At 41.1% G+C, this 25,656-nt stretch carries 22 protein-coding genes; 14 read left to right on the forward strand and 8 right to left on the reverse strand.

Annotated features, from left to right (window positions below; genetic code table 11):
- The first annotated feature begins 197 nt into the window (after positions 1-197).
- The 4 genes from acpS (at position 198) to EKM98_RS10300 (ending at position 2,402) form a co-directional block, all read left to right on the forward strand.
- Positions 198-557, forward strand: coding sequence for a holo-ACP synthase (gene acpS, locus EKM98_RS10285; RefSeq protein WP_068281168.1), 360 nt, complete (start codon positions 198-200; stop codon positions 555-557).
- On the forward strand, positions 557-1,666 hold the full coding sequence (gene alr / locus EKM98_RS10290; protein WP_125982490.1) for an alanine racemase: 1,110 nt from the start codon (positions 557-559) through the stop codon (positions 1,664-1,666). Before acpS ends, alr begins: the two co-directional genes overlap by 1 nt.
- 109 nt (positions 1,667-1,775) lie before the next feature.
- Entirely contained in the window at positions 1,776-2,024 is a 249-nt protein-coding gene (locus EKM98_RS10295; protein WP_068225554.1) for a hypothetical protein, read from the forward strand.
- Positions 2,025-2,045: 21 nt separating this feature from the next.
- Positions 2,046-2,402 carry a type II toxin-antitoxin system PemK/MazF family toxin gene (locus tag EKM98_RS10300; RefSeq protein WP_068281166.1) on the forward strand — a complete coding sequence of 119 codons (357 nt, stop codon included), beginning with the start codon at positions 2,046-2,048 and terminating at the stop codon, positions 2,400-2,402.
- Positions 2,403-2,773: 371 nt separating this feature from the next.
- Here the strand turns inward: EKM98_RS10300 and cbpA are convergent, their stop codons facing one another.
- Positions 2,774-3,412 carry a cyclic di-AMP binding protein CbpA gene (cbpA, locus tag EKM98_RS10305; protein WP_125982492.1) on the reverse strand — a complete coding sequence of 213 codons (639 nt, stop codon included), beginning with the start codon at positions 3,410-3,412 and terminating at the stop codon, positions 2,774-2,776.
- A 113-nt stretch (positions 3,413-3,525) separates the two neighbouring features.
- Between cbpA and EKM98_RS10310 the strand changes: the two genes are divergently transcribed.
- The 4 genes from EKM98_RS10310 (at position 3,526) to EKM98_RS10325 (ending at position 8,888) form a co-directional block, all read left to right on the forward strand.
- Positions 3,526-4,218 (forward strand): O-methyltransferase, encoded by a 693-nt coding sequence (locus EKM98_RS10310; protein WP_125982494.1) that lies wholly within the window; start codon positions 3,526-3,528, stop codon positions 4,216-4,218.
- Between the two features lie 314 nt (positions 4,219-4,532).
- Positions 4,533-7,184, forward strand: a complete 2,652-nt coding sequence (gene ppdK, locus EKM98_RS10315) for a pyruvate, phosphate dikinase (protein ID WP_125982496.1) — start codon at positions 4,533-4,535, stop codon at positions 7,182-7,184.
- Between the two features lie 135 nt (positions 7,185-7,319).
- Positions 7,320-7,955: a helix-turn-helix transcriptional regulator gene (locus tag EKM98_RS10320; protein ID WP_125982498.1), complete on the forward strand. Its 636-nt coding sequence runs from the start codon at positions 7,320-7,322 to the stop codon at positions 7,953-7,955.
- Positions 7,956-8,072: 117 nt separating this feature from the next.
- Positions 8,073-8,888: a pyruvate, water dikinase regulatory protein gene (locus EKM98_RS10325; protein ID WP_125982500.1), complete on the forward strand. Its 816-nt coding sequence runs from the start codon at positions 8,073-8,075 to the stop codon at positions 8,886-8,888.
- Between the two features lie 241 nt (positions 8,889-9,129).
- On the opposite strand, the gene EKM98_RS10330 is transcribed toward EKM98_RS10325, so the two are convergent.
- Both EKM98_RS10330 and EKM98_RS10335 read right to left on the reverse strand, forming a co-directional pair.
- Positions 9,130-9,795 (reverse strand): histidine phosphatase family protein, encoded by a 666-nt coding sequence (locus EKM98_RS10330; protein WP_125982502.1) that lies wholly within the window; start codon positions 9,793-9,795, stop codon positions 9,130-9,132.
- Positions 9,796-9,873: 78 nt separating this feature from the next.
- Positions 9,874-10,782: a proline-specific peptidase family protein gene (locus EKM98_RS10335; protein WP_125982504.1), complete on the reverse strand. Its 909-nt coding sequence runs from the start codon at positions 10,780-10,782 to the stop codon at positions 9,874-9,876.
- A 214-nt stretch (positions 10,783-10,996) separates the two neighbouring features.
- Between EKM98_RS10335 and EKM98_RS10340 the strand changes: the two genes are divergently transcribed.
- Both EKM98_RS10340 and EKM98_RS10345 read left to right on the forward strand, forming a co-directional pair.
- Positions 10,997-12,013 (forward strand): DUF1002 domain-containing protein, encoded by a 1,017-nt coding sequence (locus EKM98_RS10340; RefSeq protein ID WP_125982506.1) that lies wholly within the window; start codon positions 10,997-10,999, stop codon positions 12,011-12,013.
- 12 nt (positions 12,014-12,025) lie between these two features.
- Positions 12,026-13,456 (forward strand): C69 family dipeptidase, encoded by a 1,431-nt coding sequence (locus EKM98_RS10345; RefSeq protein ID WP_125982508.1) that lies wholly within the window; start codon positions 12,026-12,028, stop codon positions 13,454-13,456.
- A 392-nt stretch (positions 13,457-13,848) separates the two neighbouring features.
- Here EKM98_RS10345 and EKM98_RS10350 read toward each other — a convergent pair whose 3' ends face one another.
- The 3 genes from EKM98_RS10350 to EKM98_RS10360 all read right to left on the reverse strand — a co-directional run bounded on the left by EKM98_RS10350 (position 13,849) and on the right by EKM98_RS10360 (position 17,149).
- A complete protein-coding gene (locus EKM98_RS10350) occupies positions 13,849-14,424 on the reverse strand; it encodes a hypothetical protein (protein ID WP_125982510.1) in 576 nt (191 codons plus the stop codon).
- Positions 14,424-16,259, reverse strand: a complete 1,836-nt coding sequence (locus EKM98_RS10355; RefSeq protein WP_125982512.1) for a cation:proton antiporter family protein — start codon at positions 16,257-16,259, stop codon at positions 14,424-14,426. The genes EKM98_RS10350 and EKM98_RS10355 overlap by 1 nt, the downstream gene beginning before the upstream one ends.
- Before the next feature lie 236 nt (positions 16,260-16,495).
- Positions 16,496-17,149, reverse strand: a complete 654-nt coding sequence (locus EKM98_RS10360; RefSeq protein WP_164512698.1) for a VTT domain-containing protein — start codon at positions 17,147-17,149, stop codon at positions 16,496-16,498.
- 342 nt (positions 17,150-17,491) lie between these two features.
- On the opposite strand from EKM98_RS10360, the gene helD reads away from it, so the two are divergent.
- Entirely contained in the window at positions 17,492-19,792 is a 2,301-nt protein-coding gene (gene helD, locus EKM98_RS10365; RefSeq protein ID WP_125982516.1) for an RNA polymerase recycling motor HelD, read from the forward strand.
- Between the two features lie 281 nt (positions 19,793-20,073).
- On the opposite strand, the gene EKM98_RS10370 is transcribed toward helD, so the two are convergent.
- Together EKM98_RS10370 and EKM98_RS10375 are read right to left on the reverse strand one after the other, a co-directional pair.
- Positions 20,074-20,940: a DegV family protein gene (locus EKM98_RS10370; RefSeq protein WP_125982518.1), complete on the reverse strand. Its 867-nt coding sequence runs from the start codon at positions 20,938-20,940 to the stop codon at positions 20,074-20,076.
- A 73-nt stretch (positions 20,941-21,013) separates the two neighbouring features.
- Positions 21,014-21,574: an SGNH/GDSL hydrolase family protein gene (locus EKM98_RS10375; protein ID WP_164512699.1), complete on the reverse strand. Its 561-nt coding sequence runs from the start codon at positions 21,572-21,574 to the stop codon at positions 21,014-21,016.
- A 265-nt stretch (positions 21,575-21,839) separates the two neighbouring features.
- Between EKM98_RS10375 and EKM98_RS10380 the strand changes: the two genes are divergently transcribed.
- The 3 genes from EKM98_RS10380 (at position 21,840) to guaA (ending at position 25,575) form a co-directional block, all read left to right on the forward strand.
- The gene (locus EKM98_RS10380; RefSeq protein ID WP_125982522.1) at positions 21,840-22,343 is read left to right on the forward strand and encodes an acyl-CoA thioesterase; all 504 of its coding nucleotides are present in this window, start codon (positions 21,840-21,842) and stop codon (positions 22,341-22,343) included.
- A 480-nt stretch (positions 22,344-22,823) separates the two neighbouring features.
- Complete coding sequence (gene coaA / locus EKM98_RS10385; protein ID WP_068226256.1) at positions 22,824-23,747, forward strand: type I pantothenate kinase; 924 nt, start codon at positions 22,824-22,826, stop codon at positions 23,745-23,747.
- Between the two features lie 271 nt (positions 23,748-24,018).
- Positions 24,019-25,575 (forward strand): glutamine-hydrolyzing GMP synthase, encoded by a 1,557-nt coding sequence (guaA, locus tag EKM98_RS10390; protein WP_125982524.1) that lies wholly within the window; start codon positions 24,019-24,021, stop codon positions 25,573-25,575.
- Positions 25,576-25,656 lie beyond the last annotated feature (81 nt).

Here is a 25,656-nt window from a genome sequence, read left to right on the forward strand (position 1 = left end):
TAAAAACGGTTCAACTGAAAACACGAATGTTTCCAGTTGAACCGTTTATTTTTGGAGACTTATGTCACAGCCTCTTTTTAATGCATAGAATTCGCTATAACTCATTGCTTATTACTACTATTTACTGAAAAATTTGGTAGAATAAATAGTAACCATCATTTACTAAGTTACTAATGTTATACATAAGGAGCGCAATTATGGTTTTTGGAATTGGCGTAGACATCACAGATATTGCAAGGATTAAGGCGGCCCGCCAAAAGAATCCAGGGTTTGTCCAGCGTGTTTTAACGGCAAATGAACAAGTTATCTTTAACACGCTCTCGACTAAACGTCAGGCGGAATTTTTAGCTGGCCGTTTTTCTGCTAAAGAATCCTTTGGTAAGGCCCTAGGATCGGGAATTGGAAAAACCAGTTTCCAAGATATTGAAATTTTAGATAATGCTATAGGTAAGCCAGAAATTACGTTAAATCCTTTTGATGGTAATGCGTTTGTTTCAATCTCGCATACTGATACGCTGGTCATGACCGAAGTTGTTTTAGAAAAGAGGTTAGAATAATGGTGATTGGAACACACCGGCCGACAAAATTAGTGATCGATCGCCAAGCAATTAAGACTAATATTCGGCAGGAAATGAAGCGTTTAAACGATGATACTGAACTTTGGGCGGTCGTAAAGGCTAACGGGTATGGTCATGGCATGGTAGAAGTTGCTACTGTAGCCCGGGCCGCCGGTGCAACTGGTTTTTGTGTGGCAATTCTTGATGAGGCGTTAGCACTGCGCGCGGCTGGATTTACTGAACCTATTTTGGTATTGGGTATTACTGAGCCACAAGTAGCAGAATTGGCGGCTAGCCAGCAGATTTCATTAACAGTCGGTTCTTTAGCTTGGCTGGAGACAGCAGCAACGGAATTACATCAAACAGTACTTCAAGTTCATTTTGCTTTAGATACAGGAATGGGCCGAATTGGGTTTCAAACACCTGCCCAACTTAAGGCGGCCGAGGCATACATAACTGAACACAGTAAATTTAATTTGGCCGGTATTTTTACGCACTTTGCAACTGCTGATGAGGCGGATACAGCTTATTTTGAAGGGCAAGTCAAGAAATTCAATACGTTAATGGCAAGTTTAAAAGAACGGCCGCATTACGTCCACGTGTCTAATTCGGCAACGAGTTTGTGGCATGCGGCCTGTAACGGTAATGTCATTCGTTTTGGCGTCGCAATGTACGGATTGAATCCCTCTGGCGGCGAATTAAGGCCACCTTATTCACTGCAACCAGCATTGCGGCTTGAATCTACATTGAATTTTGTCAAGCAAGTACACGCTGGTGATGGTATCAGTTATGGTGCAACCTATAAGGCGACTAAAGATGAATGGATTGGAACAATTCCAATTGGCTATGCCGACGGTTGGCCCCGGCGAATGCAAGGATTTCACGTTCTGATTAACGGTGAGTACTGTGAAATTGTGGGGCGTGTTTGTATGGATCAATTAATGGTGCGCTTGCCAAAAGAATTGGCAGTGGGAACCAAGGTTACTTTAGTTGGTCAAAATGGTTTACACGCTATTACATTACAAGATGTGGCTACTTACGCTGAAACAATTCATTACGAAATTGCTTGCGGTTTCGCAACAAGGGTACCAAGAACGTACCAGAATTAAAACGTAATATTGCTGTAACCTTATGCCCATTTAAATGTCTCCTAAAACATGTTAAGATTATGAAGATATGATGAATATCCCGTGAACTAATGTGATGGAGGTCATGACGATGGAATTAAAGACCAAAGAGTTCGTTGCGTTTGATGAACAAACGAAGAAAAAAATTGACGCATACTGTGAATATTATTCGGTGGATGAAAATGACTTAGTAAATGGTGCTATGATGGAATTCTTCAAAATCCACCAACAGAAACTTGACACTCTCATCAACGGCTATATTGAGATGGGACATTTAAACGCAGAGATTGCGCGTGAATTCAGTCCGTGCGAATGTGAGGCGGATCAGCTCATCCGTTAGGAGTGTCGTCGGGAGGCATCTATGGATCCAGTTGTAAAACGCGGGGATATTTTTTATGCAGATCTTTCACCAGTTGTTGGTTCAGAACAGGGTGGAATGCGACCAGTATTAGTGGTTCAAAATAATATTGGTAATCATTACAGCCCAACAGTCATTGTTGCGGCGATTACTGCCAAGATCCAAAAGCCCAAAATGCCCACGCATGTAGGTATAACGGCTAAACAGACTGGTATTGAAAAAGATTCAGTAATTTTGTTAGAACAAATTAGAACAATTGATAAACAGCGCCTGCGCGATAAGGTAGCACATTTGGCTGATGATTTAATGGCCAAGGTTGATAGTGCAGTTGCGGTAAGCGTTGGTCTTAAAAGTATTTAAATTGCTATTATTTATTTTTAGAGCGAGGCAAAAGGGTTACTTTTAGCGGCATAGTTTAATTCAGCGAAGGATCGAGCAATTGAATTGCTGAAGTTAACTTGTTGTGCGGTAGCTTTTTGACTCGTATTTTTTTGGTGAAATTAAAGGTTTGTGTGACATCATGTTTTTGCTGAATGGGAGATTGGGACGGTTTAAAGACTTATTGTAAACTTTCCGCCAAGAAGTTAACTTGAGTATTGTCAAACTAATATTCTAATCAATAATCTTAGTTAGTTGTAACTTTTAATTACGGAGTAAAATGAACGGTTTTTTGCAGTATTCTCTAAATAAAAAAAGTTGGCCAACGTACCCAACTTTTTGATGTTTATTAGCTATTCAGTTTGAAGATTTTCAACTTCTATTACTTCAAATCCCTTTCGCTGTAAGTGGTCAATAATTTTTTGCAGCGTGGTTTCAGAAGTGCCTTCAGGTAAAGTAAAAAGCGTCCGCCGAACTAAATCACCTTCTGTGGCGTCCAGTGTTAGGCAGTTGGCGATGGAGACGTAGCGCGTGATAATCCGTGACATGTCAGTTAATTCACCGCGTCCATCTGGAGAGGTGACCGTGATCACGTAACTACCAACCTTAACGTTCCAAGATTGAGAGAGCATACCTAGTAAATGGTTATGCGTTAAAATACCGTAAAAATAGCCGTGTTCATTCAAAACGGCTATGTAAGGTAAATCCTTAATTGTAAAAAAGACTTTAAAAAACGGAGCATCTAAATTAATGTACTTAGTTGCATTTTTCAGTAAATGAGTTACAGGTAAACTCATGTCTCCGCCACGTGATTTATGACGATAAATGTGCATTTTATAAATATTTCCACGGAAAATCTTACCTGATTCATCTAAAACAGGCACGCAGCGAAAGTTTGAATTTTCGAGAGTTTCAAGTGCCTCTTCAAGCGTTGCTGACTCTTCAACGGTAGTTAGCTGAGCCTTAGGCTGAACTAATGATTCCAATAACATAATATGATTCCTCCAAAATTAAAACTTTCTCATTTTGTACTGGATAATCATAGCATAAAAAGCCAGTCATTAACACAATAAATATGTGAATTTTCACATTAAAAGGAGAAATAATGCTTAATGAAATGATGCACCGTCCAGTGATTGATCAGGAAGTTTTGGCCTATTTACGCCGCGGCCAAATGCCGTTAACGGGACGATTAGGCGATATAGAAGCAATGGCACGGGAAAAAGGGATTCCAATTATTCCGGCGGAAACAGCGACTTTTATCCGCACGCTATTTAAAGCACTACAACCGCAAAAGGTTTTAGAAATTGGGACGGCAATTGGTTTTTCGGCGGCCCTAATGTTGACCGCAATGCCTAAAAATGGCCACGTGACGACAATTGATCGTTTTCCAACGATGCAAGAACGTGCAAAGGCCAACTTTGAGCTGTTAAATATTAGTGAACAGGTGACTCAATTAGCAGGTGATGCCGCCACAATTTTACCTAGCCTAACGGGAGTTTACGATGTTGTTTTCATGGATAGCGCTAAGGCAAAGTATTTAGACTTTTTATCTGATTGCCTTCGTTTGGTTAAACAAGGTGGGGTCATACTGATTGATGATATTTTACAGGGTGGCACAATTTTGGCCTCACCAAAGACAATTCGACATCGTGATCATGCCATTCACCGAAAATTAAATTTATTACTGGACTATGTTTTTAGGGAAGAACAATTGCAGGCCAGCTTATTACCTTTAGGCGATGGTTTGTTAATGATCACTAAGTTAACTGCAGGGCCTTTTCGTATTCCTAACTAATGGAATAGCGCGCTGTTTTATTAGTTTGAAGTAGAAGTACGCCGCTAATATTTAGTGTCGTTATTAATTATCATCATCTACAATAGTGACGTACTAATACATTATATGATCCTTGAAATGAATAGCTTGGTTTAAATTAGCTTTTAAAAGTTAAATTAAATCAGGCTATTTTTGTGTTGAAAAGGCCGCTAATACAGTAAAATAGCCATCATAAAAGTGGAGCTGAAATTAGTTTCTTACTGAAAGGGCTTGCATTTTTATAGTATGTCATATATATTTAATGACGTACTATAAAACTAATAGAGGTGTCCATTATGAAACAAATTTATTTCTTTGCAGAAGGTAATCGTGATATGCGGGCTTTACTTGGTGGTAAAGGCGCGAACTTAGCTGAAATGACTGGACTTGGTTTACCAGTACCTAGTGGTTTCACCGTCACAACTGATGCATGTCACCAATATCAGACAAATAATAATAATATGACGTCACAATTAAAAGAAGAATTGAAAGACGCGTTACAACATTTAGAAGAACAAACCGGTAAGTTATTTGATAATACGGCTAATCCATTATTGGTTTCTGTCCGTAGTGGTGCTGCTATTTCGATGCCAGGTATGATGGATACAATCCTGAATCTTGGACTAAATGATCAAACGGTACTTGGATTGGCCAAGCAGACTAATAACGAACGTTTTGCTTGGGACTGTTATCGTCGTTTACTACAAATGTTTGGCAATGTTGTCTTTGGAATTCCAGAAAAAACCTTTGATAATGAAATAACGAAACTTAAACAGGCTAAACATTATCAATCAGATTTAGAATTGACAACTGCCGATTTAAAACAATTGGCACAACAATTTAAGACACTATATGCAGCTACTGAGCATAAGGTTTTTCCACAGAATCCACATGAGCAACTTCAACTGGCCGTTGACGCCGTCTTTTCATCTTGGCAGAATAATCGGGCCAAAGTCTACCGTAAGTTACACGGTATTCCCGAAACCCTTGGTACGGCCGTTAATGTTCAAATGATGGCCTTTGGTAATAGCGGCCCAGATAGTGGTACTGGCGTAGCTTTTACGCGTAATCCAGTTACTGGGGAGGCCAAGCTATTTGGTGAATTCTTAAAAAATGCACAAGGTGAAGATGTTGTTTCTGGTTTACGGACGCCACAACCAATTCATGAGTTGGCCGATTCAGATCCAGAAATTTACCAACAATTCGTTGATAGTGTGCAAGAATTAGAAAATCATTACCGTGATATGCAAGATGTTGAATTTACAATTGAACATGGTAAGCTCTATTTCTTACAAACACGAAATGGTAAGCGGACGCCTAAGGCTGCTGTTCAGATTGCCGTTGACCTAGTTGAAGAAGGCAAGATTAGTGAAGCAGAAGCATTGATGCGAGTTGATCCTGAACAAATTACGCAACTGCTACATCCAGAATTTGCGGCCGACGATTTAAAGGGCAAGGCTGAACTTGCTAAGGGCCTACCTGCAAGTCCAGGGGCTGCTAGTGGTCAGATTTACTTTACGGCGGCTTCGGCTAAGGCAGCACACGAAGCAGGTCATAAAGTTGTTCTTGTTCGGCAAGATACTTCTCCGGAAGACATTGAAGGAATGGTTGTTAGTGAAGCAATTGTGACAAGTCGTGGTGGCATGACTTCCCACGCAGCCGTTGTCGCTCGGGGAATGGGCAAATGTGGTGTTGTTGGTTGTGCAGCAATTACAATTGAATCCGACAAGTCAGTTAAAATTGGTGAACAAACTTTTCATGAAGGTGATAATTTATCTGTCGATGGAACAACTGGTAAATTATATGCCGGTATTTTAAGCACAACAAAGGCAGCACAAGATCCTAATTTACAAAAGTTTCTGCAGTGGGCGCAGAAAAATGGTAACGTTGATGTTTTTGCTAATGCTGATACACCGGCCGATTTTGAACAAGCCTTACGATTTGGAGCCAAGGGAATTGGATTGACACGAACTGAGCACATGTTCTTTAAGTCCGAACGATTATTCCAGATGCGCCGATTAATCATTGCCCGAACGGCTGATGATCGAATTGACCCATTAAATAAATTGCGTGAAATGCAGCAAAAAGACTTTGTTGCTTTGTATCGTTTAGCCGAGGGTAAGAATGTGACGATTCGTTTACTGGATCCACCATTACACGAGTTCTTGCCCCATGATGAAGTAGAATTAAAGGAAGTTGCTACTGCCATGAATGTCTCGGTAGATAAATTACGTAATCGAGTTGCTGAATTAAAGGAAGTTAACCCGATGCTTGGTCACCGCGGCTGTCGTTTGGCCGTTACTTACCCTGACATTTATGAAATGCAGGTCACCGCGATTGCTAATGCGGCGTTGCAGGTTCGGGCCGAGGGAATAAACGTTAAACCGCACATCATGATTCCATTAATTGGTTCGCTAGTTGAAATGCGTTGGGTTAAGGATCGTTTAGTGGCCAAGCTTAATGAAGTATTTGCGACAACAAAACAACCGCTTCATTATCAGATTGGAACTATGATTGAAATGCCGCGTGCTTGTCTAGTTGCCGATCAAATTGCGCAAGAGGCCGATTTCTTTAGTTTTGGGACTAATGATTTAACCCAGCTAACTTACGGTTTCTCACGAGATGATAGTGGAAGCTTCTTACCTGATTATATTGAAAAGGGCCTGTTACCGGCTGATCCATTTAAATCACTTGATCAAGAAGGTGTGGGCGCCTTAATGAAAATGGCGGTTAATGGTGGCCGTAAAGAAAAACGTTCATTACCAATTGGTGTTTGTGGTGAACTCGGTGGTGATCCTGAATCAATTAAATTCTTTGATGCGATTGGAATTGACTACGTTTCGTGTTCACCATATCGTGTTCCCGTTGCCGTCTTAGCTAGTGCGCAGGCAGCAATTAATCGCCGGCACCAACCAAGTTTTGCTAAGGTAACACCAACGACCCATTAATATCTTATTGCGCGAGTAATTTAAAAGGCGGGCGAGTACGGTAAAAGTATATTTTGCCGCACCCACCCGCCTTTTAAGTCACGCTTTAATCAGTTATACTGACAGTAGTGAAATTAAGATAAGGCGGCAATTAGCGTGGAATTTACAAAAAGGCAACGGGAAATTATTGAGATTGTTAAAAATGAACAACCGATTAGCGGTAATAAGATTGCCCAGCACCTTAACTTAACGCGGCCGACTCTGCGAAATGATTTATCAATTTTAACGATGACAGGAATGCTAGATGCTAAACCAAAAGTGGGGTATTTTTATTCTGGCCAACACGCTAATCCGTTAACTTTTGAGACATTGTATGAAGTGCCGGTGGCAACGGTGATGTTGACGCCAGTTTTGATTAAACCGACAACAACACTACAGGATGCGGTCACAACGCTGTTCATGTACGATATTGGTTCGCTCTATGTTGCCGACGATGAGCAACAATTGTTAGGGGTTATTTCACGAAAGGATCTCCTGCGTGCTACATTGAATACGCAGGATTTAACGCAAATCTTTGCGTCGATGATTATGACCCGCATGCCAAATATCACAACAATTACGGCCGAGGATCGAATTTTGGATGCAGGTTATTTGCTCATGTCGCACCAAGTTGATTCACTACCTGTATTGGCTGAGCAGAGCAAAAAGGTTGTCGGCAAAGTTACTAAGACCAAAATAATGCAGTATTTTGTGGAAGTTGGAATGAAAATTGAACACGAAAAGTATGATTAGGAGCTACCTTTTAGGCTAAACTATTTCAAAAAATAGCCAGTTTGGTCTAAAGGTGTCACTAGAATTAAGTTTTCAAACGATTAGCCTTAGATTAGTTGATAGATGGGAGTAAGCTAGATGACAAAACAGCAAGTCAAAATTTACGTCATTTCGGATTCAGTAGGTGAAACGGCACAACGAGCTATTCAGGCAACTTTGCTGCAGTATCCGGCGGTAGAAGCGACAATTAAGATATTTCCGTTTGTAACGGAAATTGACGAGCTTGAACCAATTATGCGCGAGGCAGCAACCGAAAAAGCACTTATTGCAATAACACTAGTAGATCCGAAACTTGTTCAGTGGGTGACGGACTTTACAACTACTCACCAGATGACGCTGGTTGATTACATGACTCCCTTAATGACTAAATTAGCTGGGTTAACGCAAGAACAACCTATTCGTAAGCCTGGTATTCGGCACGCAATTAATCAAGATTATTTAAAGAAGGTTGCCGCAGTTGATTTTGCCGTTGCTCATGATGATGGACAGCAGTTACAAAGCTTTTTGAAGGCCGATTTAATTTTATTAGGCGTTTCGCGCACAGCAAAAACACCAGTTAGCTTATATTTGGCAAATCAACGATTAAAGGTAGCAAATCTACCGTTAATTCCAGGCACACCACTGCCAGAAGATCTTCTTAGCTGGCCAAAGGAAAAATTAGTTGGTTTAACAATTGATCCCAAACGGTTGCAGTCTGTCCGCCAAACACGAATGGCTGGTATGGGATTAGCTAAGGCCAATCAATATACAGATTTAGAACAAATTAAGTCGGAATTACAGTACGCCGATCGGCTATTTGCGCAGCTAAAAATAGAACCCATTGATACAACCGTACGTTCAGTTGAGGAAACTGCGGCCGTAATTTTAGCGGCAAGAAAAGCCTCAAGCGATTAAAGGCACGCAAATGTTACCTTGTGGAACACATTTTGGTGATAATATTTGAAAAAACAAGCGGCCAAGACTTTTGTCTTGGCCGCTTGTTTTTTTCGAATTTTACTCTGGAATTTGCGCCAAAAGTCTGGCTCACGTGCTTAACTACAACTAATTCAATAAACTTACTATGGCTATTGAATTAGCCGGGCTACGCAGTGAACCCAAAACCGACTCTTGGTGCACTCCTTTGATATTTATTAATCTAAAGTTGGCCCTCAATTCGATTATAGTAATCAACCGCAATATTTGTATCGCTTAAGCGTAACTTGGTGACACTACCGTTTAATGGACTTTTAGTTAAATCAAATTGGTTGGTGCCGTATTTGCCAACAATGCTGCGAATTGTGGTCCCATGACTGACCAGCAAAACGTTAGTGTCCGTTTGATTTTCTTCGTGGATTTTAGCAATGCCCTTTAAAAGACGATGCCAATATTCAGTGCTGTTTTCGGCGTCGTGAAAAGGATCAGCTTCCTTCATAAAATCCTTTGAAGCATCAATCGAATAGTTCGTAATAATTTCGGCAAAGTTTTTACAGCCGTGCGGATAACCGGCCATGTACCAAGTTTCTGAAGAGTTGGCACCCTCAAAATAGCCGTAGAACTGTTCGCGAAAATAGGTCGTTTCTTCGGGTTCGGTTATTGAAGAAGATTTATTGGCCTTTAAAATAAGGCGGGCCGTATTACGTGCACGGCCGGTATCACTACAATATGCCCGGGCAAATTTGAGTTGTGCTAAGCGACTGCCCGTATTTTCGGCGTCTTGGATGCCTTGTTCAGTTAATGGTGAGTCCGCCCAACCTTGCATGCGATTGTAGCGATTATAGTAAGTTTGGCCGTGGCGTACAAGGTAGACCGTCAAATTTTTCATATTACGTTAACCTCCAGATTAAATAAAATGTCTAAAATAGCGCGAAAAGCAGCAATTACTTTTTCGCGCTATTTTTAATTAAGGTTTAAAAGTACCAGCTTCGACATCTTGAATGAACTGCGTCAGGTGTTCGAAGTAAACTGGCGCGTTATCGATCATGTGGTGGTGACCACCATTAGGGGTTGTCACTAAACGAGCATTAGGAATTTGTTCTGCCATTCGTTTTGCTGTTGTTAATGGCATTGTTTCGTGTTCACCAAAGGTTAATAGCGTCGGAACCTTGATATTTTTAATTTGATCGCGAATATCCCACGACTTTAGCTTACCAGTCACAACGAATTCATTATTACCTTGAAAATCATTGTAGACGGGCGTTGCTGTTGTATCAATCAAGTGGCTAATTGCCGGTGGCTGTTTACGGTCAACGTAACCCTTATTGAGAATATCAACGTAACCTTGATAGCGTTCATTGTCGAGGTCATTGCGGTTTTCGCAATCTTGCATGTAAGCAACGGCATCAGCAGATAAGGCCTCTTCACGTACTTGGTTAATGTGCGTGACGTATTCATCAATGTTATCTACCATACTAGAGATGATAGCACCCTTTAAGTGTTGACCGTACTTTAATGCGTAAAGCATAGTCAAGGCGCCACCCCAAGATTGGCCAATTAGATAGAAATTATCTAGACCTAATTTTTGGCGAACTTCTTCTACTTCATCCAAATAATAATCGTAAGTCAAAAAACGATCGCGATTTTCTTTTTTACTAAAATCAGGTTGGTCAGAGTACCACGAACCAAGCTGATCGTACATTGAAACCTGCACGCCGATTGGGGCTAATTTATCTGCGAAGTTCTCGTAATATTCGTGATTGCCACCAGGGCCACCGTGAAGTGTGAGAAGCTTGATGTCGCCGGTACCATCAGTGTGGGTCCAAAGGTGGTAACCGTTCTCCAATGTAATAATGTGTGTTCCATTTTCTGCCATACTATCACCTAATTCCTCTATATAATATGTCTATCTTAGCACAATCGTAAGCGAAGGAAAAAGAGACGGCCAATTACAGAAATCGATGCACACTGTCTAAGTTTTTTTAAAAGTACTTAAGAGATCACTAAGCTATCGGCTTACAAGTCAATTTCAGGTATAATGAAAGGTAAGGGAACGGGATTAAATTAAGTTATAGAAGGAGTAAGAAGTTATGAGTAAAAAATGGCAGCAATGGTTAGGTGTCGCTACACTTCTTGTTGGTGGGTTATTCTTATGGCGTAGCAGTACAGTGCAGGCGGATGATACGACCACCACTAGTTCAAGCTCGGTAGTCAACGAACGCTGGGGGAAACCAACGTTCATTTATGGTGGTGGTCTCACGCAGGATCAGGTGCAGCAAACAATGCAGATCATGAACATTTCATCAGATCAAGTAACGACTGAAAGCGTAACTGGGCAAGATCTTGTTCATTACCTCGGTTCTGGTTCCGGTGATACTAGTGTAATGATTTCCTCGGTCCTCGTTACTCGTGAGGACAGTGGCCACGGTATTACTGTAAAAATTGATACACCAAGTGATATTACGCAGATCACGGCCGATGAATATAAAAATCCGTTGATCACCGCGGGAATTAAGGATGCAACCATTGAAGTGGCAAGTGTTAAACCGGTGACCGGGGAAAGCGCCTTGACTGGGATTTATAAGGCCTTTGATGTTAATGGTGAAAAAGTTGATCCAACCCGGGCTGCCTTAGGCCAACAGGAATTGGAAACAACGAATGACGTTGCTCAAGATGCGGCCCAGGAAAATGAACAGCAAAATCCTAATCAAAGTAGTAGCGAGAATAAATCCGATACGACAAAAATTAAGCTTCAATTAGCTAACGTGTTAACTGATATCAAGCAACAGTTGGCAGATTTGAAGAACGAAGGTAAAACGGCCAACACGACCCAGATTACTACGATTGTTAATAATTCGATTAAAGATAATCATTTAGAAGGTAAAATTAGCCAGACAAACATTACAAAGATTGTTAATTTGGCTCAAAAATACCAATCAACTTCTGGTGTATTAGATAAATCTAGTATGAATCAGTTGGACAAAGCTAAGTCGAGTATTAATAGTACTTTAAATAAAGTGGGTGGTGTTTTGCAGAATGCCCAAAATTCTAGCTGGTGGCAACGATTTGTTAGTTGGGTTAAGAACCTTTGGAACAGTATTTTTTAGTGAGGCGAACGGATGAATAAACGAATGACACATGCAGCATGTACTTCGATTTTGATAGGTAAAGATGCAACAATTGATGGCTCCACAATAATCGCCCGTAATGAAGATAATTACGTTGCAATAGCTCCTAAGCGACTAATTATTCGTGCGGCCAAAGACTATCATTCTGAGTGTTTTGTATCAGCCAATAATGGATTTAGGCTGTTACTTAACGGCCCAGCACTGCGCTATACGGCAACACCTGATCGGGATGCTAGTGCGGGATTATACGAAGAGTCAGGGATCAATAGCATTAACGTCGCAATGAGCGCCACGGAGAGTGCTTACGCTAATGACCAAGTGTTGGCGGCGGATCCATTAGTTGATAATGGGATTGCAGAAGACGCAATGGTCAGTGGGGTTTTACCATTCGTCAAATCCGCCCGGGCTGGTGTTGAACGCCTGGGCCAAATTGTCACTCAATCTGGCGCGGCCGAAACTAATGGCGTACTTTTCAGTGATGCCAGTGAAGTTTGGTATATGGAAATTGCTACTGGACATCAGTGGGTAGCGCAACGAATTCCTAGCAACGCTTATGCAGTTGTGGCCAACCAATTGGCAATTCAAGAGATTAATTTTGACGATTGGGAAAACTTTATTACTGCACCAGGGTTACAAAATTTTGTAATGACGAATCATTTAAATCCACGACCGGAAACGTTTAATTTCCGTGTGATTTTTGGGACCCAAACACAAGAAGACGCACACTATAATTTACCGCGGGTTTGGGAAGGGCAGCGAATACTGACACCAACAGTGATGCAGCAACCGGAAGCTACTGACTTGCCATTTGTTCAGTACCCCGACCAGCAACTTAGTTTAGCGGATGTTCAACAAGTTTTGCGTTCCCACTATAATGGAACAAAGTATGATCCGTTAGGTACAACGGGGGATCAAAGTAGCCGGGAAAGGTACCGCGCAATTTCCTTATCGCGAACACAAAATTCGCACATCCTACAAATTAGGGCGGACAAGCCTAAAGCGTTGGCGGCCATTCAATGGGTAGCCTTTGGCATTAGCGCTTTTGGTCCGTATGTTCCTTTTTACAGTAACAGTACGGTAATTCCGCAGGCGTACAGTCAGACACCGGCTAAGGTAACGCTAAGTAGCGCTTACTGGCTGTACCGTGTTTTGGCAGTCTTAGTTGAACCACATTATTTAAAGTTGGCACCAGCGGTAACTGATTTTCTTGCCGAAAGTGAACGGATAGCGCTGCGGCACGTTGCGGCCACTGATCACTTAAGTGAACTGTTACCAATTGAAGTTAGTCCAACTGCACTAACGCAGGCTAATGAGGCAATAACGCGACAAATGATGACTAAGACGCAGGCCTTTCTTGGTGAGCTTGTTATTAAGAATTCGGCCTTATCAAGATTAACTTTTGCGATGGATAAAAATTTATAATTAAAAATGATGGGAGTGGGACCAAGGTTGGTTTTCGGTTTACTGTGTAACGTAAGCTAACCCAGATTTTTGGCACACGTTCTAGAGTAATGCGCGGAAATGGTAAGAGGCTGGGGTTCACTTCACGGCCTCTTTTTGGTTGCACAAAAAAAGCCTGACTCGCGATTGCGAATCAGGTCAGAGAGTGTTTGGAAAAAGCGTTTTGTTTAATGATTGTTTTTCAACAGATTTGACGCAAACGTGTCTAAAAAGGTAGGTTAGTCTAAACAGACGAGTCACCTTTTTTAAAGGTGACTCGTCTGTTTAGGCCGCAATTCGGACTTTGGTTCCATGCCAGTCCGATTGACATTGTAAGTAATTCTTAACGTCTAGGCGCCTTTTGAGACACTTTTTTAATGCAATTGATTTCGTTGCAAAATGTCGCCAGCTTTGGCATCTAGCCGTAATTGCACGGTGCCAACACTGGGGCTTTTTAACGTCAGATCATAGTAGGTAACGCTGTTAGCCTTGCCTAAAGTATAGCGCAATAATTTGCCATCCTTTACCTGATTATGTGCGATCGTACTCATTATTTTTAATGATTTGACGCCTGTTAGGCTTAGCGGTTCGGCGTTTGCTAAAGTACTCGAACTTGCTTGGTGGGTGGTTTTAATCACGTTTGGCCGCATAGCATTAACTGTCATTTTAATGAAGTGTTGGTGGATTCGCCCAATCAAGTGGTAAGTATAAACCCCGTGCTCTTGCTGCAAAGTGGCTTGTAGTAAGGTGGCGTTAGGTTGTTTTTGTTTGAATAGTTTAACTGCTTGTGTCAGGCTTATTTTTGCTGTGAAAATATCCCGTGGTTGACTTTGCTTAACAGGTGAATTAGTACTGGACTGGTTAGTTTGTTGTGAGTTTGATGAGCTACAGCCAGCTAGCGTCAATAATAGTAAGCCCGTTAAGGTTAATTTTACAACTTTTCTGAACATCAATTTTTGATACTTAATTGATGCCGAATTTCTGGAACATCCGCCTTATCGCCAGTAAAAATCAAGTGATCACCCTTTTCTATAAAAGTGTCGCCGTGGGGGGCGATAAATAGGCCATTACGATAAATTCGACTGATCGTAATACTATTAATAAACGGTAGATTTTGCAATTCCATTCCTGCGTAGCGCCGATTTTGGACCGCTACCTCATAAAGGCCAGCAGAAGTGTCGGTTAGCAGTTTCAACGTGGATGGTGATTCAATCATTCCACGAAGCAAACTAATATTAACGTCAAAGGAATTAAATAATTCAATGCCTTGTTGACTTAAAATCTCGTCCTTATTATCCGCAACGTTTTTTTCTTCAAACCGAGCAATAATTCGAGGGACATTGTGTTTGCTAGCTGCCTGAGCAGTTCGAAAGTTCAAGTTATAGTCAAAATAACCTAAAACCATGATATCAGTGTTGAAAACATCAGCGTCAAGCAGCGTCTGTTCATCCAGGTCAGGAAGAAGCTCAACGTTGGCCTCACTGTTATACGTGTGATAATTCTTTGGTATCGTGGTGAACATTTTAATGTCATACCAACCCTTAGACAATTGTTGCGCCACCGGAATGGTTAGTAGATTGGTGCCGATAAAGGTCACGCGTGTTTTAACCAAATCTTCTTTTTCTGGTGCGTAAAGTTTGTTGAAAATAATTGGTGAGAAGATACAAGTAATGACAGCGGCCAAGATGAAGGCACCTGCTTGTTGACTTGTGATTGCGTGTAAGTTTTGTGCAACGGTTAAAGTTGGAATCACAACCGTAATTGTGGTGGAGGCGAGGAAGCCGCCAGCCCAAGCATTTTTGGTGGTGTACCGTTGGCGATAGAAAAAGACCGGAATAATCTTAGCAAGCATGAAGCAAGCAAAAAAGACTGGGATTAAAACTAGTGATTGCCGGTCTGATAATAGTTTTGGCAAATCTAATTTTACCCCGGTAGTAATAAAGAAGATCGGAATGAAAAAGCCGTAGCCAATTGAGGTTAGCTTGTCACGAGTTGCATCACTAGGCTGTAGTAGTTTCATAACAATACCGGCCAAGAAGGCCCCTAAAATATTTTCGGCGCCGACTCTTTCCGCAATCGTGACTAACGTGAAGATGAGGAAAAATGCTAACCGAATATCTAATTGAGTTGTTGATTTGTCAATTCGTGAAAAGAATTGGTAAATACCGCGAAAACGTAATAGTAGAAAAATTGCGGCAAAAAAAATTAAAAGAACTAGCCACAAGCTTTTAGATTGGCCGCCGTTAATTGAAGCGTAGGCGGTTAATGCGAGTAATGGTACAATTTCGCCTAACGCGGCAGTGAGCAAAACCGTTTGGCCAAATGACTTGCTTAGTAGTTCTTTTTCAGTCAAGGCAGCGATAACCACGCCTAAAGCGATGGTAGAGAAAATAATGGTGGCCAATAAAATATCGTTGAATAGGCCAGTTAAATGAAGTAGCCAGCCTAAAAGTGCAGAAGTAATGACAATACCCGTGTAAGCACAAACGGCCAATTTGACTGGAGTCCACTTTGCAGGTTGAGCGTTGCCAATTGGTTTTTGCGGTCGAAATAAATTGAAGTCGATTTCCATCCCAGAAAGAAAGATAAGAATAATCACCCCTAGGCTAGATAGTTCCCGCAAGTTTTCCGTAAAATGAACTAGATTCAAGAAACTTTTGCCTAAAATAATGCCAACAATAATTTCGGCCACAGCTGTTGGCACTAACGTGATTTTAAAGCGTGCCATGAATAATGGTGTCATTAATGCAGCCAGTAATACGATCAGTAGTGATAGTTGTGCCATTGCTTTACGCCTCTTTTTGTTTTTATCATAACATTTTAGCGAAAAACAGCACAAATAAAAAATGAATGGCTAAAGGATGAACATCTTCCTTGAATGACTCCCTTTAGTGAACACTAGTAAAATAGTTGAGGTCATAAAGGCGGCCGAAACAAAAATAGAAATTTGTCTCGACCGCCTGTTTAAAAGTTCTAACTATTTTTCTTCGTAATAAAATGAAAAGTACTGCCCAACTTTACCTAATCATCTATTCTTTTAATGTGGTGCTTTTTTATGAGATTACAAATACCAATTGTGCAACCAGGAACCAAGGCAACAGCAACAACGCTCAATAAGATTAGTGAAAAATGATTTTGAACCAGAGGTAGACTGCCAAGATAATACCCTAAAAATGAACCGCTGGATACCCAAATTAAAACACCGAGAAAGTTATAAAGGATAAAGCGCCGGTAGCTCATTTTGAACATACCCGCAATCAACGGGATAAAGGTTCGAATCATGGGAACAAAGCGGCCGAAAATCACCGTTTTACCACCATGCCGAATAAAAAAAGCAGAAGCGTGTTCAAGTTGTTTATCTTTAATATGACGCTTGATAAACTTTAAACGTCCTAGGTGACGGCCAATTTCAAAATTAACGGTGTCACCAATTAATGCAGCAAAGAAGAAAGTTAAAAAGAGTAATTGAATATCAAGAAAGAATCCATTACGTGCTGCTAAAGTACTGCTAATAAAAATAACTGATTCGCCAGGTAAAAAAGGAAAGATGACTAGGCCAGTTTCAATAAAAATCATTAAGAATAAAATGGCGTAACTGTAATGACCGAAATATTGAAAAAGCGGCAATAGGACAGACTCCAGGTGAGTTAAACCGTAAACTAATGTGTGCAGCAAGTCATCCCTCCTTATCAACAACATTAATTCTAGAGTACACTGTTTATAGCAAATGGTGCAACGACAAACGTAAAAAATAGGAATGATTTAAACAAAAATTTATAACTAACAGTTGTACTTAAACGAGGTCGCATACTGTTTAACAATTAGGTGATTCAAACAACGTTAGAAAAGAGAACCCGCAGGCAGATAAGTTGTAGGTATTTAAGATAGTTACTAATTGACTGATATGCGATCACTACCGTAGTTTCAGTTCGCACTGATTGTATGAAGCCGCGGAAAGTGCTAAAATTGAATATCCAAATAACTTAAGTTTAGTGTTCATAAGGAGGCAGTGCATCAGTGACTGAGAAGCAAAAGGAACAAGCACGAGTAGATGATGTTGTAGCCAAAATTAAGTCAACTGAAAGTGAATTGACTAAGAAGATCAGTGAAGCTAAAAGTGATGAACAATCCATCAACGATAACTTTAATAATGATGTGAAGCTAAATACTGGCTCTTATGAAGGCATGATGGATACTGCCCTATCGATCAGGCAGCAACAGCAAATGCTGAATGAGCGGAATAATAGTTGGCAGCATTCAGCACAGCAACTGGATGTTTTACAGCGTTTGGATAAGACGCCTTATTTTGCGCGGATTGATTTTCAGGAAGATAAGGCCAAGGCGGCAGAAACGATATACATTGGGTTAGGTTCCTTTACCGATTCTACAGACCACTTTCTAATTTATGATTGGCGGGCACCAATTTCGTCGATTTATTATGATGGTAATCTTGGCCGAGTGACCTACCAAACGCCAGACGGTGAACAGGCTGTTAACGTAAGTTTAAAACGACAATTTTTGATTGAAAATGGGCAGATTAAAACCATGTTCGATACCCAGGAGACCATCGGCGATCAAATGTTGATGGAAGTACTGGGTGAACAATCTGACACTAAGATGAAGAGTATTGTGACCACAATTCAGCGGGAGCAAAACCAGATTATCCGTGATACTTCGGCTAAACTGTTATTTGTTCAAGGTGCTGCTGGTTCCGGGAAAACGTCAGCAATTATGCAGCGCGTTGCGTATCTGTTATACCGGTACCGGGGGAATTTAAAATCTAGTCAAGTGATTATGTTTTCGCCCAATCAGTTATTTAATGACTATATTTCTAACGTTTTACCTGAATTAGGTGAACAAAACATGGTGCAGTTAACGTATCATCAGTATGCTGCCCGGCGTTTGCCCAATATTGAGGTGGAGGATCTATTCACTCAATTTGAAAAGCACGAAAATCACGTTGACAAGAAGGTCAGCCGCTTAAAATCCAGTTTGGCATTTCTTGAAGCAACCCAGAAGTACGCCGAACATTTGGAAAAGGCGGATATGCACTTTCGGGATGTGAAATTGCGTAATGAAGTTTTTATCGATAAAGATCGAATTGAAAAAACTTATTATAAATACAATGAAAACTATCATTTAGGTAATCGATTAACCGCCACAAAGGAAAATTTATTACGTTATTTAGGCCGCCGAATTAATTCGGAAATGCGATCCAAATGGGTTAGTGAATTTATTGAAAGCCTTGATTCAGAGGGAATTAATAAGTGGTATGGTGATCATCCGCATAATTTTGAGAATGGTGACAAGGAATTTAGTTTCTTAGCCCGGCGTGTTGTAACGGCCGCCTTTGAAAGTGTTCGCCGGGGAATTAGTCGTAATCATTTTTTAAATATTAAGGGTCAGTACATTGACTTTCTACGCCAAGTACCGAAATATCTAGATCTAAAACAGTTTAACATTAGCGAAGAAGAATGGCAGTTGGACGTTAACCAAGTTTTAGACCGCTTGCGCCAGAAAAAGTTAGCAATGGATGACGTGACACCTTACCTTTACATGTACGATTTAATAACTGGTAAACACGGTGATCGGGATATTCGCTATTTATTTATTGACGAAATTCAAGATTATACACCTTATGAATTAGGCTTTTTGAAAACTAGTTTTCCACGAGCTCGGTTCACACTATTAGGTGACTTGAATCAAGCCATTTTCACTCAAGAAAGTAGCCATAGCTTGCTTAAAGAATTGGGAACGATGTTTGAAAAGGAAGATACGCGGGTTATTCAGTTAACTCAATCCTATCGTTCTACTGAACAGATTACGAATTTTACTAAGGCACTGTTGAAAAATGGTGAGAAAGTTACTGCCTTTAATCGTGAGGGTCCAATTCCTAATCTGGTTGTACGACCAACGACTAGCGACTTAGTAGCCGCATTAAAGCAGCAGCTAACGGTTAACAATGAGGCCGGCCAAACTACGGCAATCATTACGAAGACCCGGCAGGATAGTGAGGCACTTTACACGATAATGCATGATCAAAAAGTGCCAGTGACGCTGATTCGTTCTGAGAATCAACGTTTGGCGGCGGGAACAATCATTGTCCCATCCTACTTGGCCAAAGGGTTAGAATTTGACGCGATTATTGCTTGGCAAGTCACAGCGGCCAATTACGGGAATGACGACGAACGGCAATTATTGTATACAATTGCTTCGCGGGCAATGCATCATTTAACGCTAATGGCTGAAAAAACGGTTTCACCATTGTTGAATGATGTGCCGCAAGAACGATATACAGTTGATAAAAAGGGTGTTTAAAAAAGCGGTTAGATTCTACTTTGCAATTGCGGATTAGCTATAACCGGAATCTGTTTTTTTAAACAGGTTTACGCTGAATTGGCTAGGGCGATACTAGCAAGCACGATCTAGACCAGTTAAACTTATTTATAGAAAATAGAAAAGCAGCGTACTCGTTTAGCCAATTAATCTGGTTTTAAACGAGTACGCTGCTTTTTTGCTAGTTATTAGTTAAAAATTAGAACGCATTTAATAGGTGAATTTTTTGTTAGTTACGATCAGAAACCAGTCATCACCAAGTCTTATAGTAGGCTCTTCCAGTCACGAGCCCAAACAGCGCCCATGACTTTTCGACCAGCATGAACCCCAAGTACTGGTCCCAAAGTGCTAGTATCAATGGCAGCCTGGGGGTAACTAGCTTGAAAATCATTAACCCAATTTTCACTTTCGGCCGCATTATCGCCGTCAATGACGTCAATTCGAACGGGATAATCAACTTGATTAATGTAATCAGTGATTTCACGTTTAACGTGGTTAAAGGCACGCCTGGAAGTACGCTCTTTAGCAACCGCGACAATCTTTCCTTGTTTGTCAAAGTTTAGTATTGGCTTGATGCGTAACATGTTACCAACAATGGCCGAGGCGTTGCTTAGACGGCCAGTGCGAACTAAATGGCTAAGATCGGCAACAATAAAGTCAACCCGTTGACTATCACGTAATGTTTTTAAAGCCGTAAAAATTTCGTCAACGGATTTACCAGCCTTGGCCAAATTAGCGGCTAATAAAGCCATGTTGCCTTCCGCCGCGGTGGTCAATAATGAATCAAAAGGATAAACTTTTATGTTAGTAATATTCGGTAAGTAAGCCTCTAAATTAGGAATAAAGCTGGTAATACCACTGGACAGGTGAATGCTGATAACGGCATCATAACCTTGTTCTGCTAGGTCATCATATACGGCCTGAATTTGGCCCATGGAAATCTGAGCTGTACTAGGTAGTTCCTTATGTGTTTGTAACATATCATAAAATTGTTTAGTTGTAAGATCGACATTTTCTTTGTAAGTAGTTTTTCCGAAAATAACGGTAATTGGGACGACCGTTATATTATTTTCGCTTGCTTGTTGTTCGGTTAAGTAGGATGCACTATCAGTTACAACAGCAATCTTCATCTATTTCACTTCTTTCATCATTTTAGAGTACAATCATATCCACCAGTCTACGCTATTTAGCGGGACAATGCGACTAATTTCTCATTAGTCGTTGGCGTAAATGTTCGGTAATTAGGGAGCATAGCAATTGATTGCCGGCAGAATTAAAGTGAAGACCATCGTCTTGGTGTAGTGGTTTCGCTTGAGCCTGCATGGCAGCACTTAGATTAATAAAATCAACCTGGGCCTTTTTTGAAACATCGCTGGCAATTTGGTTGTACTGGGTGATACGGTGGCTCGGGCGATCAGGATTTAAACTTTCATCGATCATTGGTGGACCAATTATAATTAGTTTGGAAGCTCCAATTTGTTTGATTAATTGCGTTAGATTTTGCCGGTAAGCTTGGGGACTAATACCCAGAATTTGCGATAAATCATTGGCACCGAAAAAGAGGACGACGGCGGCCGGTTTACGACTTAAGACGTGTGCCGTAACCCGATTAAGAGCGTCTTCAGTAGTGTCCCCAGGAACGGATGCATTAAAAACGTGGTCGTTGGGAAAAGCTTGTTGGATCGTCTTAGTAATTACCGGATACGTCCAACCGTGATTAAAGCCGGCTAGAATACTGTCACCAAAAAGAATAATTTCTGCCATGTTTTGTCTCCTTAAAAGTGTGCTTATTGCCACTAAGAGTATTTTAGTAAGGGAGTGGGACGAAAGTTTGGTTCTCATTGTTTCCGCACGATACTCTAGAACGCGTGCCAAAAGTCTGTGTTCACGTGCCTAACTGCGGTTATTGGATTGGCTTACGCTACGCAGTGAACCCAAAACCGACTTTTGTCCCACTCCCAGGACAAATAACGGGCGGCCTTGTGCTATACTTTTGTTTAAATATTTCCGTGTAAAGGATAAAATAATTATGAAACAACAAATAAAAACGTGTGCGGCCTCAACCGCATTACAAGCACATCACATATTGTATCAAGATTTGAATCCGCTGCAAACTTTGCATGGCGGGCATTTAATGGCGTTGGTCGATAATGTAGCCTCTATTAGCGCGTTACGGTTTGCGAATACTGCGGTAATGACAGCGGCTGTAGATCATTTTGAATTTAGGCAGGCTTTTCAAGTTGGCCAAATTGTCACGGTTCAAACCTACGTTAGCGGTGCTGGTAGTCGCTCTCTAGAAGTTTTTGCCAAGGTTATTGGTGAGGATGCATTAAATGATGAACGTTACCTTGGTGCAACGGCTTTTTTGACTTTTGTTGCTTTAGATAAACAGGCAGTGTTGCCCACTTTAAGGCCAGAAAGCCGTGAAGAAAAATTAGTTTGCGCTGCTTACAAGCAACGGCGAGCTGCTAATTTGAAGGCACAACGCGAGAGTAGTGAACTAGCACAACAACTAGATCTCAGTGTTGAATGAAGGATTTGTTGAGGTGCTGTTTTGCAAAAATAATTGCTGCGTGTTTAGCAGCTAGATTCTTGTGGTTGGGCGACGATCATTAAAGGGGACGAGCTAGTTGATGATCTAGGTCGTGCTCTGAAATTAATTTTGCCAGTGATTTACCTGACTAATCTAGTGGGACCGTGCTTAGGCTAATTCTAAGAGCCATGTTTCTTGCGTTGACTGAGACGAACTGAGTCGCAGGCAGTTATGGACTTTATAACTGTGTCCTCCCTTTTGCCACAAGAATGGTCATCGTTCGTAGCATCAAGATTATTAGCGATTTAGGCTGTGATTCGGACTTTGGTTCATCTTAGTCCGATCGACATCGTCAGCGAAGCTAGTCATAATCCACAATTGCGGAATCTAACCGCTTTTCCAAACAAGCATTAAAAAACTCCGGTAAAATTTCAGAGATATGCTAAAATAGAGGCATCATGGATGTGGTGGGGGATTAAATTGCAAGATGAGATGAATTACTACCGGATCAGTCGGGATGAATGGCGCCGTTTCTATCGTAATGGAATGGCACCGCTTACCCAAGCCGAACTGGACCAAGCCAAATCATTAAACGATCAAATATCGCTAGAAGACGTACGGGAGATTTATTTGCCATTACGCCATTTGATTCATGTTTACTATGATCAATATCAAGCGCAACAGCATGATCGCACGAATTTTTTGCGAGTGCGCGCGCATAAAACACCATTTATCGTTGGTATTGCAGGTAGTGTGGCGGTGGGCAAGAGCACCACGGCGCGCTTACTAGAGATTCTGTTAACCCGGGCTTACCCAACAAAACGAATTCAAAATATTACTACCGATGGTTTCTTGTACCCTAATGCGGAGTTGAAGCAACGAAAAATTTTGGAGCGCAAAGGCTTTCCAGAAAGTTATGATATGCAGCGGCTAATTAATTTTTTAACCGACGTTAAAAATAATAAGGGCCCTGTGAAGGCACCAAAGTATTCGCACCAAATTTACGATGTGATTCCTAACGAATATGATGTAATTGATTCACCGGATATTTTAATTGTGGAAGGGATTAACGTCTTGCAGTTACCAAGTAATCAGTTGGTTTATGTTAGTGATTTCTTTGACATTTCAGTCTACGTTGATGCAGAACCGAATCTGATTGAAAAATGGTACTTGGATCGTTTTAAAGTGTTGCTAGATACAGCCTTCACTGATCCGACAAATTATTATTATTCTTATGCGGTTGGTGATCGCGCGGCTGCTTTGAAAATGGCCCGTCACGTTTGGGAGACCAATGATTTACCGAACTTAAAGGAATACATTTTACCAACCCGGAATCGCGCGGACGTTATTTTGCATAAAACAAACAACCATAAGATTGATCACGTTTATTTTCGTAAATTTTGAGGTTAGTAACTGTTTGGCCAGAAAAATACGAATAAAAGTAGTTTTTAAATACACTTAACGCTATAAATTCGTATTTTTTGATCGGGTAGCTAATAATTAGATGAAAAGCGGCTTTGAAAGGTTGACCGAATGGACGACAATCAGTAAAATGAGTTTATTGAAAATATTTATGAAAAGAAAGTGCTTAAGAAGGTGTTCACAGACTGAATGCAGGAATTCGTCTTTTTAGGTACGTTTAAGTTACTTACATCAAATGAATGAGGTGAATTATTTGGCAACGACGGACATGCAAAATTTTGATAAGATCATCGTCCTCGACTTTGGGAGCCAGTACAATCAATTGATTACTCGGCGAATTCGTGAATTCGGGATTTATTCTGAATTGTTATCGCATAAACTGACGGCTGCGGAAATCAAAGCAATGGCACCAAAGGGTATTATTTTTTCTGGTGGACCAAACAGTGTCTACGATAAGGACGCTTTTCGAGTTGATCCAGAAATCTTTAATCTAGGTATTCCGGTTTTAGGAATCTGTTATGGCATGCAGTTAATGGCAGATATTCTGCCTGGTGGCGACGTTGAACCAGCTAACAATCGTGAGTACGGTCGTGCTGATATTCAGGTTACTGATCCAACCGCTGTATTATTCAAGGATTTACCAACTGATCAATACGTTTGGATGAGTCACGGTGATTTAGTGACAAAGGTACCAGATGGTTTCAAACAAACTGCAACTAGCAAGAACTGTCCAATCGCGGCGATTGCTGATGATAAGCGGAAATTCTATGGTCTGCAGTTCCACACGGAAGTTCAAAATACCGAGTATGGTAATGACATTTTGCGGCACTTTGCTTTTGACGTTTGTGGTGCTAAGGCCAACTGGTCAATGAACGATTTCATTGATTTACAAATTCAAAAAATCCGGGAACAAGTAGGTGATCGTAAGGTCTTACTTGGGCTTTCCGGTGGGGTCGATAGCTCCGTTGTAGGTGTTTTACTCCACAAAGCAATTGGAACTCAGTTGACGAGTATTTTCGTTGACCATGGTTTACTACGAAAGGGCGAAGCTGATCAAGTCATGGCTAGTCTTGAAGGTAAATTCGGTTTAAATATCATTAAAGTTGACGCGCAAAAGCGTTTCTTAGATAAATTAACCGGTGTATCCGATCCTGAAAAGAAACGCAAGATCATTGGTAACGAATTTATTCAGGTCTTTAACGACGAAGCAATTAAGCTTAAGGGAATTGATTTTCTTGCCCAAGGGACACTGTATACCGACGTTATCGAGAGTGGTACTGATACTGCGCAAACAATTAAATCGCACCATAACGTTGGTGGTTTGCCAAAGGACATGCACTTCCAGTTGATTGAACCATTACGGACTTTGTTCAAGGATGAAGCACGTGATTTAGGTGAAAAATTAGGCATGCCGGAAGAACTTGTTTGGCGACAGCCATTCCCTGGCCCTGGCCTCGGAATTCGAGTTATCGGTGCCATTACCGAAGACAAACTCAACATCGTGCGCGACAGTGACTTCATCTTACGAGATGAGATTCAAAAGGCTGGCATGATGCGTGATATCTGGCAGTACTTCACCGTTTTACCAGGTATTCGCAGTGTTGGTGTTATGGGTGATGGTCGTACTTATGATTACACAGTTGGTATTCGTGCCGTCAACTCGATTGACGGCATGACCGCCGACTTCGCACGCATTCCCTGGGACATCTTGCAAAAGATTTCCGTCCGAATCGTTAACGAAGTCGACCACGTCAACCGCGTAGTGTACGACATTACCTCCAAGCCGCCGGCGACGATTGAGTGGGAATAAAAAAGGCTCTCTGTCAAATCCTGTTGATAGCCAATTTTACAGTGTTAGAAGTTAAGCAACTTCTAACACTGTTTTTTTGTT

The sequence above is a fragment of the Loigolactobacillus iwatensis genome (assembly GCF_003950295.1).
In the GTDB taxonomy this organism is placed as follows: Bacteria; Bacillota; Bacilli; order Lactobacillales; family Lactobacillaceae; genus Loigolactobacillus; species Loigolactobacillus iwatensis.